The organism is Pisciglobus halotolerans, assembly GCF_900113675.1.
Lineage (GTDB): Bacteria > Bacillota > Bacilli > Lactobacillales > Carnobacteriaceae > Pisciglobus > Pisciglobus halotolerans.
In genome coordinates this window covers 1-11,449 of record NZ_FOQE01000046.1, presented here as the reverse complement: position 1 = coordinate 11,449, position 11,449 = coordinate 1, and the positions used below count along the sequence as shown (strand labels likewise).

The window sequence follows — 11,449 nt, the reverse complement described above, 5'->3', positions numbered from 1 at the left end:
GTGTGAGTGTAGAACATTTTGTGCCATGTTTGATAAGATCCTGATAGGAGTTGTTTTTGACGCCGCAAAGTTTACAGCAGGAAGGTCGATAGGTCAATTTTCCGTGTACTACCAGATATTCTTGATCCTTTTTCTTTTCCTTTGTAACGGGAACTTCAGCTAATTGAACATTTGGGTCTTTAATATTGAGCAATTTTTTTATAGAATGAGTGTAGGCCATGTGAATTCTCCTATTCTTTTGTGTGGTAACTTAATTATAGGAGTTCACTGGTCTTTTTTCATTTAAAAACAAAAAATAGTGCCAGTGAACCGATTGGTCCACCAACACTATATATTATAGAGCCTATTTTCTTTAATTTAAAATAATCAATAAAGACCAAACCTGTTTATTTTCTTTACATAGAGCTGGTTTGGTCTTTTTCGTTAAAAAATTTGCACCAAATCTCTTTACCAAAATAGAGATGTTTTTCTTTTCCAGCACTTTCAAACTCAAAAAGCCTGCCACTCTTTTCATCGAGTGGCAGGCTTTTTACTTTATTATTATCTTAGATTACATTTTTTCTTCGTTGCGGCCTCTAACAAAGCGTGAGCCCCATAGACCTGCTAATGAGGTTAGGATCATGCCTAATAATAAGGCTACAAATCCCCAAATAGAAGCTTTCGCGGTTGTATCTGAAGCTTGGTCTGCTTTGACACGTGCTTCTTTCACTGTTTGGTCTAATTTTTGTTGTGCTTCGTCAATACCTTGTTCTGCACGGTTCAATTGTGTTTGTGCTTCTTCTGAAGCAGATTGCAATGAGTTGTAAATGTTGTTCGTTGCTTCTTCTGCTTCTTGTTGGTTCAAGTCTGTGTTAGACTCAACTGCATTGGCAATTGCATCTTTATCGGCTGCATCAGAAATTGTTTGAGCTCGATTTTGTAAAGAATCTTTGGTTTGCGAAATGATTTCGTCTGAATTATCAGGATTGAGGGCTAATTGTTTGCCGGCATCCATAATATCATCTTTTGCTGCATCTAGTTGGCCATTGATATAGTTTGGTTGCAACTCAGGAACATCTGTATCTTTCAAGATATCATTGACTTGTCCTTCTAGTTCATTGGTGTCAACGTCTTCTACATTTCCAACGATTTGATCAAAACTGCTGGATACCAAGTCTCCTGCACTAGATGCGACCGTTTCAGCACCTTTGCCTGCTACAGAGAATACGCTGCCCAAAGCTGATCCAACAGCTGAGAATACGCCTGCAGTGACATAAGAAAGCAATAATAATAATACCAGTACGCTTGTGGCCCAAGTTAAGAATCCGTGAACGAATCCAACGCGACGTGCTGTGATACCAGCGACAAAACCAGCGGCAGTAAGGGATAGAATAAATGAAACGACTGTCCAGATCATCAACCCTGTGCCCACACCATCAAATGGATTATTTGAAGTTGGTTCCACTGTTCCAAAGCCGATAGCTGAACCAATCAGAGATAACGTGAGTAAAAAAGCTAAGAACGTAACGACACCTGCAATAATGGCAGACCAAGAGATGTTGTATCCAGCTTCTTCCTTGTCTTCAACAACTAGTCTTCTTAGTCCCCTCTGATTTCTTTCTTTTACCATCCATTTCCACTCCTTTAATTTTTTTTGAGACTTTGATGGCTCACCTACACCTTAAGAGTTTTTTAAAATTTTTACAAGAAATTTGCTTATCTTCCTTAGTTTTTTCAGCAGACACCATTCTATATCAATTTCCTAACTTTTTGATTAACTCTTGGCTTATTTTTCTTTACTTAACAAACAAACGTTCGTATAATAAAGATGAAGCATTAAATGTTGAACACACTTATATCTAAAAAACATCATCAGAAAGGCTGCTGTTTTAAGGAGGGTTAAAAATGAATACAGCGATCATTACGGGTAAGGTTACTTCAGAAGTGAATCAGATGATTTTGAAAAGTGGGACTCCTGTCTGCCGGTTCACGTTGAGCCGAGATTCGCGTACTTTCGATTGCCTTCTAACAGGACAGAAAGTTGTTTCATTTGTTAAAGAAATTGAAAAAGGAACGGAGCTGACGATCGATTGTCTCATCAATGATCATTTGCAGCTGCTGGTGCAGGCTTATAGGATTGAAAGCCGCCCTCTTCGTTTAGGACAAGTATGGGATTACCGAGGACGTCCTTTGGCAAATAACAAGTTAGCATTTTAAGGAAAACTTATCTTTAAGCTTTTTTCGTTTGTGGTATACTAGTTGATGTATTAAGAATAAGTACGAAGCATTATATCAATCCATTTTAATGAAGTTTACTCAAACTGGCGCAGTTAAAGGACTGTAAGGACACAAAAGTGGTAGGGTTTGTGTTGTTTAAATGAGAAGTCGAGTAGTATAATTCAACGAGTATTATTAACCAAAATAAACTTTATAACTATTTATTTTTAATTAGAAAGCCGCTCTATTGCAGAGTGGCTTTCGTCAATTTTAAGAGAAAAAACATTTTTGTACTTATCTAAAAAGACTTCCCCATGAGTCTTTCCCTACTCTTATCAATGTTATCAACCAAACGTTCAAACTTGTCGTCCCTCTACTGAGAAGTTCACCTTCTTTATTTGGAGACATTTGTCCTTCTATAATAAACATGTGTCCATATTTTGACAAAGTTACAATAAGTTTTTGACTATCGATTGATTTATATTTACTTTACTAGGGAATGTTTGTAATGTATAACTTGTAAGCACGTGTTGAATAAAGACTTTTTAGGAGGTCGTAGAATGGATAATATCATGATTCATGATGAGAGTTTTGAAGAAATCAAAGAAACAGCCGCTGCGCTTGATATGTCAGTGGAAGAGTACTTTCTTCACCTGCATAAAAAGAATCGTTCATTAAAGTGTGCTTTGTTTACGGACGGGGATGATTTTAAAAATTTTGTGCATTCCTACCAACAACTGACCGATCGCCTTTTTCATTTTAAGAATAAACTCGTTGATGATACATTAACAAAAGAAGATTATGAAATGATCAGTGCGATTATTGATCTTTTAAATCTAACAACGAGTGACTCTTTTGTCTTAGCTCAAATTTATGAAATTTTCAAAATGAAGCAAAAAGACCCGATCTCACCTATTCAAGTACCTGAAGCCTAGAACATTCGTTACTATACTATATGAAACGACCTACCTTATATACTTATTTATACCGAAAAAACGTCCTGACTTTTTATTGAAAGTCAGGACGTTTTTTAGTGTAATTTAATGGCAGGATACATTTTGGAGCTTGAGCTGCGCGAGGTAGAGTCTCGGTAAAATTCAAAAGTTGCTCGCATACGCGGGATGCTCTGCGCCGCGCTTTTTCATTTTCCTGTCGTCTCTATCGACCTCGCTTCGCATCCTAGTAGTTGAGTTGCGCTCCCCAGAGATCTCCGCCTAACTTGTAACATCCGCACAACCGCTCCGCCGGGTTGTTTGCGTTGTTCCTTCGTTAGTGCTCGTTCTCTATCGGGGTCGCTCCACATCCTAAGCTTGTTCTGCGGCTTCTTTTTTGATTGCTTGGATTTCAGCGATTTTTACGAATGGTGCGTAAATGACGACTGAGATCAGTAGGTTAAGGGCTGCAAGTACCCCGCCTGCAATGCTTTGTGTTGCGAGTACGCCGCCGATGATTGGTGGTGTTACCCATGGTGGCATGGTGACAGCTGCTGGTACTAAGCCTAGAGAAGTTGCAGCGTATGCAACGGTTACTAGGATAACTGGCGTTAAGATAAATGGAATGAACATGATTGGGTTCAAAACGATTGGCAAGCCAAACATCATTGGTTCGTTAATGTTAAAGATGCCTGGTGCAGTACTCAATCCTGTTACGACTTTGTAGGCTTTGTTGCGACGGCCAAAGATCCAGATCGCAATGATCAAACCTAATGTTGCACCTGTTCCGCCTAGGTTAACAAATGAATCAAAGAAAGGTTTGTTAACGATATAAGGAGCTACTTTTCCAGCTGTGATGGCTTCAGCATTTGCAGTGATCGCTGGCGCATTGATCGATTGCATCAATGGTTCGACCATGTTGGCACCGTGTAATCCAAAGAACCACAAGAATGGTGTAATGAAAGCTAAAAGCATAGCTGATGGTAATGAGTTTGCGAGTCCCATAAATGGTTGTTGCACCAATTCATAGAATGACTCAATGATGTCTGTTACGCCAAATGCCATAAAGATCGTGTAGATCAAACCAAAGATACTGATCGTGATCATAGCTGGTAGTAACGCAGCAAATGAAGTAGCTACTGCTGGCGGTACTCCTTCTGGCATTTTAATGACCAATTTGTCATTGCCGACCAAACGTGAAAAGATTTCTGCTGAAACCAACCCAACGATCAAGGCAATAAATAAACCATTTGAAGACATTCCTGTTGCGCCGCCTAAAGTGAAGAAAGAGGCTACAGAAACGACCCCTGCAGAAATGCCATCTTTACCATAGTGGTTGGCTAAGTTGCGGGCAACTAAGAATGAGATCAGAACAGACAAAATACCAAATGTTCCGTTCCAAACGCTGCCACCGAAACTCTTCCATAGTTCTTCACCGAATACATTGTTCATGAAATCTTGAAAGACTGGAATCGGCAAGTTGTTCAGCAAAACAGCTAAAGAGCCTAAGATCATCAGCGGCATTGAAACAACGAATGCGTCACGAATCGCCACGAGATGACGTTGTGTCCCAATTTTTGAAGCGTGTGGAATAAAATGTTTTTCCATAAATGCAATAAAGCTATCCATTTTTTGAACCTCCAATAATGTTTTATTCAATTGATAAAATAAGTTCGGTTGTGAAAAATAAGTTGGTTAGAAATAATCATAAAAACTTGGAAAACCTGACGGAAGGGCTTGCTGCCATAATGCAGCGGTATCAGATGACACTTTTGCATCCCCATTTGCCCTATACCAAGAAAGATCATGATAACCCATCAACAAAGCCGATAAAGGACCAATTCCCATCTCGAGAATCTCTTCTGTTGGTGCTTCGGCGATTCCTTGCACCTTTTTATCAGGATCGATTTGAAAGAGTTGGTGATTCCATTCAGCTTGCGCGTCTATTACTTTTAGATACAACGGCTGCTCCAATTTTTGAAACGGATATTGCCGTAAAAAAGCTGCGACGTCAATGATGCGAATCATCCTATCTTGGATTAGTTCTTTTTTGAATTGCGGCTGGATAAATTGGAAGCCAAAAGAACGCCAAGCTGCTTCTTCGCCTGTCACAGTTTTCGTTTCTGCGGCATGTGCTTTGACGTAATGCCATAGTTGCTGCTCGGCTGCTGTATCTGTCGCAAAAAAGTCGCGGATATCAAAGACCAAATCGCGGATGGTGTAGCGGATATAGCCGCGAATTTCTCCTGATTCGTCTAAGCATAAAGCGAAACTGGCATCTGGTTCCCTTTTTCTCAGTCTCTCCCACCAAGCTTCTTGGCGAAACATTTGACCATTGCGTTTCGTTACTTCTTGCGTATGGTAAGCTTTTACCTTGTCCATCCAGGTGTCATAGACTGGATCAGTGTAATCGAAACGAATGATTTGTTTGCTGCTGTTGCCTTTAGGGGCCAATTGATCGATGGGGATCGTATAGCGAATGCTGTCAAAAAACAACTCCCAGCCAAAGTGGCGGTAAAAGGAGACTGAAAAAGGACTCAAAACAGAAACCAATTGATTGTTTTCGCGCATTTCTTTCAGCGATTGCAATAAAATTTGTTTCATCACACCGGCATTGCGATACTCTGGATAAGTCGAAACAAATCCGATCCCTCCCATATCATAAGGCTGCCCAAATACATTCAGGCTAAGCGGCAACACCAATAATTGTCCGATCAATTTTTCTTGATCATATGCTCCAACGGTCGTGCTGGCTTCGATCCAGTAGCGAAAATCTTCTAAGCGCTTACCTTCATAAGCTGGCTTAAAACAGTAATTTTTTAACTTGATCACTTGTTCAGCGTCTTCATTTGGAACCAATTGAACCTTCATCATCTTGTTCTCCTTTCTCTAGTTGTTAATAAAACAGTTCCGTCAACAGCAAAGCGGCTGCGCCTAAGACTGTTGCATCATCCCCGATTTTTGAGATCACGACTTTGGTCTCAGCTTTCGCTTTTTCCGTTAGCGCTCGTTCTCGAATCGTCTGCTGGATTTGTGGCATGAGGAAGTCAGCACTTTTCATCACTCCGCCGCCTAAAACGATTTGATCCGGATTGACCGTATGAACCAAGTTGATGATTCCGATGCCAATCAGCTTTCCCGTCTCCTCTAACACGTGGATATAGTCGGTTTTACCTTCTTTTGCAAAGGCATACACTTTTTCGGCTGTTAAATCATCGGGTGCATCTTGGATCATCTTTTTGGCTCTTTTCACGATCGCGTCCCCAGATACAAAGGTTTCAAAGCAGCCTCGGTTTCCGCAACTGCAGACGTCTCCATCCAACGAAATCGAGACGTGTCCGATTTCACCTGTCAAATCTTGCGCGCCATAGCACAGCTTGTCGTTGACGATCAACCCTGAACCGACTCCCCGTCCAATATTGATGACTGAAAAGCGCTGGATATAGCCGTAATCGCCAAACCAATATTCGCCGATCGCCATCGCACGCGAATTATTCTCTACCGTGACCGGCAAATCAAATGCGGCTTCCAAAGTTTCTTTGATTGGTACGTTTCTCAATCCTGTTTTAGATGAATAGAGGGAAATACCGCTTTCAATTTCAACGACACCATGCATCGCAACACCAATGCCTAAGACTTTTTCGCACTGATCTGCTATCTCTGACAAGACCGTTCTGATGACAGCTGTCATTTGCTCTAAAAAAGCTTCATTGGTCGAATGCGGATAAATTTCAACTTCTGCTCGCGCAAGAACATGTCCGACGAGATCACTGACGATAGCTTTGATCGTTTTTGAACCCGCATCGACACCGATCACATAGGAACCGTCTTCTTTCAGCAGCAACAAAGTAGGCTTTCTGCCGCCTTTTGATTTGCCAAGCCGGCTTTCTGCCACTAAATTTTCTGCCATCAATTCTTTGACGATCGTACTGACAGTTGGTGGTGTGATCCCCGTCTCTTTGGCAATATCTGCTCTAGAGATCGGTCCAGCTAAACGAATTTTATTTAAAATCGCAGTTTTATTGACGGACTTCATTAACTGAAAAGTACCGCGCAACACATGATTTCCCCCTTTCTATCTGGTGAGATGGATTAACGTATTTCTTTCTTAATTAAATTAACTAACTAAGACAAATAGAAGTATACAGGATTTTTTATGGTTTGTATACCCTTTCTTTTTAATTTTTTGGTGAACTTTTTGAGTCTATTAAAGTCTTTACTTTTCAGAAAATAGTTTCGACCTGATTGTGGTCGTATTTTTTTCTAATGGCAGCAAAAAAAGAGCTGGAAATGAAACCAAAAGTTCGCTGCTGGTTTCCTCTCCATGCTCTTTTTTAATTGTTTGTTTAATTGTTAAGGCTATCTACCAACTGTCCAGCCGCCATCAATAGTAAAAGCTGCGCCTTGAGCATAATCGGAAGTGTCGGAAGCCAAGTAAAGTGCCATTGAAGCCACTTCTTCCGGTTTTCCAGCCCGTTGAGCCGGTATATCTTTCAACCTTTCATCGTCGATCCCTTCTGTCATCGGCGTTTCAATAAATCCAGGCGCGATCAAATTTGACTGGATCCCTTTCTTCCCAAAATCATAAGCGATTTGTTTTGTCAGCCCAAAAATAGCATGCTTAGAAGTAACATAAGTTGCGCCTCCTGGACCAGCGACGAACGTTCCTTGCGAGCCGATATTGATGATTTTGCCTTTTCCTTTTTCAAGCATCGTCAGCAATACTGCTTTTGCCATTAAAAAGGCTCCTTTGAGGTTGATATTCATCAATTTGTCAAAGTCTTCTTCACTCGTTTCCAAAACGTTATGGTACTTGTCGTGGATACCTGCTCCATTCACTAAAATATCGATCGTGCCATAAGCACTGATCGTCTGATCAACGCATCGTTTGATCTCTTCATTACTGGTGACGTCTGTTTTGACAAATTTGGCTTCGCCTTTATCCTTTTTGATATCAGAAATAATGGCCTCGCCTCGATCTTGATTCCTGCCGACTACCACAACTTTTGCTCCCGACTTAGCATATAACTTAGCAATAGCTTCACCAATCCCGGAAGTTCCGCCTGTTACGATCGCTACTTTATTCGTCAATTCAAACAACGTGATCCTCTCCTTTTTGATGGCTTTCTTTTTTTAGCGTAACGAAAAAAGTTGTCAGAATCAAAAGATAGCGTTTCACTTTTTGAACAAAAAAACTCGCCTTACTTTTTCGTAAAACGAGTACGTGCTTATTTTTGGTAATCTGTATTTTCAATGACGACGGCCACTCCCATGCCCCCACCGATGCATAAAGAAGCCAGTCCATACCGTTGTTTTCTTTTTTTCAACAGGTAGATCAACGTAACCAAGATGCGGTTGCCACTGGCTCCAAGCGGGTGCCCAAGTGCGATCGCGCCGCCATTCAAATTGGTTTTAGCTTGGATACTTTCTTCGCTCAATTCAAATCGTTCTGCTAATTCATGGATCACGCCAAGACTTTGAGAGGCAAAAGCTTCATTCAATTCGATGACGTCGATATCAGCCAATGATACATTTGCCTTCTTTAGCGCTTTTTGGATCGCTGGTGTAGGTCCTAACCCCATCAAGGCTGGATCTACACCGCTTTGCCCGATCGCTAAAATTTCAACAAGCGGTGTCAGCTGATGTTTTTTTGCATAGCTTTCGCTCACGACCACAGTAGCGCTGGCTCCGTCATTGATTCCTGAAGCGTTTCCGGCTGTCACACTGCCTTCTTTTTCAAAAGCAGGTCTCAAGGTGCTGAGCTTTTCCAAATTGCTTTTGCGATTCGGATATTCGTCTGTATCGACGATAACGGTCTCTCTTTTGACTTTTGTCTCTACGGGCACGATTTCAGCTTTAAATGCGCCAGCGTCTACGCTTTGAATCGCCTTTTGCTGCGATTGATGGGCAAAAAGGTCTTGTACTTCGCGAGAGATGCCGTATTTGCGAACGATATTTTCAGCGGTACACCCCATATGATAATCGTTGAAAACATCTGTTAATCCGTCTTCTAGCAAATGGTCTTTGACTTCAAAGTTCCCCATTTTAATACCGTCGCGAGTTTTGGCCGGTATCAAATAAGGCGCTTGGCTCATGGATTCCGTTCCGCCTGCTACAACGACTTGGCTCTCTCCGGCTTTGATCGACAAAAAAGCCTGCATCACTGCTTTTAAACCGCTACCGCAAACCATATTGACACCATACGCCGGAATATTTGCGGGGATGCCAGCTTTGATTGCTGCTTGCCGCGCGACGCCTTGCCCTTGACCAGCCGGCAACACATTGCCCATCGCTACTTCATCGATGTCAGCGGCATCAATGTTGCTTTGTTCCAGTGCACCTTTGATGGCCGCGCTCCCCAAATCGCCGGCTGAGACTTTGCTCAAAGCACCCATAAAAGCGCCGATTGGGGTTCGTTTAGCACCGGTAATATATACTTTTTCCATAAATGCCTCCATTGTCTGCAGAATTTTCATTTGTTCCTAGTATATCATTTTTGTCACCGGTACTTTTTTAAAAAAACGTTAACTTATTTTGGGCGTCAGATTGGCGCGCTACTTTTCAAAATCATCAAAGACTCGTTTGTAATCCGCGTAAGCTTTTTCCCACGTTTGATGCGGATCTGATAACTCTCTTTTGTCCAACAATGCTTCGATCGCATCTAGGCAAATATGCCAGCCCGCGATATCTTTCGGTGTTTGCTCCGTCACTTGCTGCAATGTTTCGGTAAAGAGCAAATGAGTCCCGTAATCTGTTTGGGTCAAGTCGAAACGGACTAAATCCTGCCCCCACGTGTATTCCAAAACAGTTGGAACAGCTAAAGAGGTAATCGTCATTTCCTCTTTTCCGCCCGTATGGAACGCAAGCTTTATCTTGCCGCCTTCTTTCAACTGCTCGACCTGCATTTCAGGGAACCATTTGGCTAACTGCTCATTCTCCGTCAACATATCCCATACTTCTTCGACCCGGTGCTGCAATTTCCGATGCATCGTCACGATCACCTTATCATTCGCTTGGCTCACTTCTGCTAACATTTTCTCCACTCCTTCTTTTCGTTGCACAAAAATCTCATCCTAGACTAAGCTACTCGGCAAGTCAGCATGCTTTCATTCCTCTTCTTTTTCACCACGATAATACAGAATAAAACCAATGATGATCAGCGCGACAGCAGCCAGCAACACTATTTTCCTGCCAGCATAGGGTTCCACAAGTCCCAATATTAATGCCACAAAACCGACCGTCATCATAAACATTCCATTTTTCAGCATAATTCTCCCTCATTTAAATTAAATGTTGGTTTAATCAGAAGCTGCTTTTCTTACCTTCATTTTCAATGAATTAGTCCACCCTGTCAATTGATAGCTATTCCGACTAGCCGCAAACCAGCAGGATGACTTTCTAGGCAAATGGGCTCGAATAACGGTATCGTTCCAACTCAGATGCCCGCTATCGCTTGAGTTGGACACATAATCCGTTTGCGTTCCTACTCAAGTGCCGAAGATCGTCTGAGTTGGAATGCTAATCCGTTTGCGTTCCTACTCAAGCGCCGAATCTCATTTGAGTTGGAATGCTAATCCATTTGCGTTCCTACTCGAGTACAGAAGACCGTCTGAGTTGGAATGCTAATCCATTTGCGTTCCTACTCGAGTACAGAATTTCGTTTGAGTTGGACACATAATCCGTTTGCGTTCCTACTCGAGTGCTGAATCTCATTTGAGTTGGAATGCTAATCCGTTTGCGTTCCTACTCGAGTGCCGAATCTCGTTTGAGTTGGACACATAATCCGTTTGCGTTCCTACTCGAGTGCCGAATCTCATTTGAGTTGGAAAATAAGAATACGTTCTGCTCATTCAAGAGTGCAATGCCATCTGAACAGGCAGAAGCAACGCTGAATAGATACCGAAATAAACATAGAACAGCACCCAACCACTCCAAAACATATTTTAAAATGAAAAAACGTGTTCCCCCATGGCAATTAAAGCCATGGATAGGAACACGTTTTTTTGATTTTTTTATTGATATAATGGTCAGTTGTTTCGATGCGCGCTTCGCTGCTCTCTTCAACAACTTCCTATTTTTGCCGCGACTCTTTCGGGGCCGCTTCACATCTTGTTTGTAGTTGAGCTGCGTGAGGTAGGGGCTCGGGTAAAATTCAAAAGTCGCTTGCATGCGCAGGATGCTCTGCGCCGCGCTTTTTCATTTTCCTGTCGCCTCTGTCAACCTCGTTCCGCATCCTCGTATAATATAGTTAGTTAATAAATATACGTATTTGTTAACTTTTTAAATCATTATGTCTCTCATTTGAGATATAATTTATTTGT

10 protein-coding genes and 1 pseudogene are annotated in these 11,449 nt (G+C 41.7%); 2 read left to right on the top strand and 9 right to left on the bottom strand.

Annotation, left to right across the window (positions count from 1 at the left end; translation table 11 throughout):
- A pseudogene (locus tag BM057_RS10370) lies at positions 1–220 on the bottom strand (hypothetical protein); the annotation flags it as partial.
- Between the two features lie 330 nt (positions 221–550).
- Positions 551–1,609, bottom strand: a complete 1,059-nt coding sequence (locus BM057_RS10365) for a hypothetical protein (protein ID WP_092093590.1) — start codon at positions 1,607–1,609, stop codon at positions 551–553.
- A gap of 275 nt (positions 1,610–1,884) precedes the next feature.
- Between BM057_RS10365 and BM057_RS10360 the strand changes: the two genes are divergently transcribed.
- Positions 1,885–2,196, top strand: coding sequence for a single stranded DNA-binding domain-containing protein (locus BM057_RS10360; RefSeq protein WP_092093587.1), 312 nt, complete (start codon positions 1,885–1,887; stop codon positions 2,194–2,196).
- 560 nt (positions 2,197–2,756) lie between these two features.
- Entirely contained in the window at positions 2,757–3,131 is a 375-nt protein-coding gene (locus BM057_RS10355) for a hypothetical protein (RefSeq protein WP_047391001.1), read from the top strand.
- A gap of 369 nt (positions 3,132–3,500) precedes the next feature.
- Here BM057_RS10355 and BM057_RS10350 read toward each other — a convergent pair whose 3' ends face one another.
- The 7 genes from BM057_RS10350 to BM057_RS11735 all read right to left on the bottom strand — a co-directional run bounded on the left by BM057_RS10350 (position 3,501) and on the right by BM057_RS11735 (position 10,396).
- On the bottom strand, positions 3,501–4,757 hold the full coding sequence (locus tag BM057_RS10350; protein ID WP_092093584.1) for a PTS sugar transporter subunit IIC: 1,257 nt from the start codon (positions 4,755–4,757) through the stop codon (positions 3,501–3,503).
- 66 nt (positions 4,758–4,823) lie between these two features.
- Positions 4,824–5,999: a GNAT family N-acetyltransferase gene (locus BM057_RS10345; protein ID WP_177186241.1), complete on the bottom strand. Its 1,176-nt coding sequence runs from the start codon at positions 5,997–5,999 to the stop codon at positions 4,824–4,826.
- 25 nt (positions 6,000–6,024) lie between these two features.
- Entirely contained in the window at positions 6,025–7,188 is a 1,164-nt protein-coding gene (locus BM057_RS10340; protein ID WP_092093579.1) for an ROK family transcriptional regulator, read from the bottom strand.
- A gap of 299 nt (positions 7,189–7,487) precedes the next feature.
- On the bottom strand, positions 7,488–8,228 hold the full coding sequence (locus tag BM057_RS10335) for an SDR family NAD(P)-dependent oxidoreductase (protein ID WP_092093576.1): 741 nt from the start codon (positions 8,226–8,228) through the stop codon (positions 7,488–7,490).
- Between the two features lie 128 nt (positions 8,229–8,356).
- The gene (locus BM057_RS10330) at positions 8,357–9,586 is read right to left on the bottom strand and encodes an acetyl-CoA C-acetyltransferase (protein WP_342708100.1); all 1,230 of its coding nucleotides are present in this window, start codon (positions 9,584–9,586) and stop codon (positions 8,357–8,359) included.
- A gap of 96 nt (positions 9,587–9,682) precedes the next feature.
- The gene (locus BM057_RS10325; protein WP_143074510.1) at positions 9,683–10,189 is read right to left on the bottom strand and encodes an SRPBCC family protein; all 507 of its coding nucleotides are present in this window, start codon (positions 10,187–10,189) and stop codon (positions 9,683–9,685) included.
- Between the two features lie 45 nt (positions 10,190–10,234).
- The gene (locus BM057_RS11735) at positions 10,235–10,396 is read right to left on the bottom strand and encodes a hypothetical protein (RefSeq protein ID WP_177186240.1); all 162 of its coding nucleotides are present in this window, start codon (positions 10,394–10,396) and stop codon (positions 10,235–10,237) included.
- Positions 10,397–11,449: the final 1,053 nt, after the last annotated feature.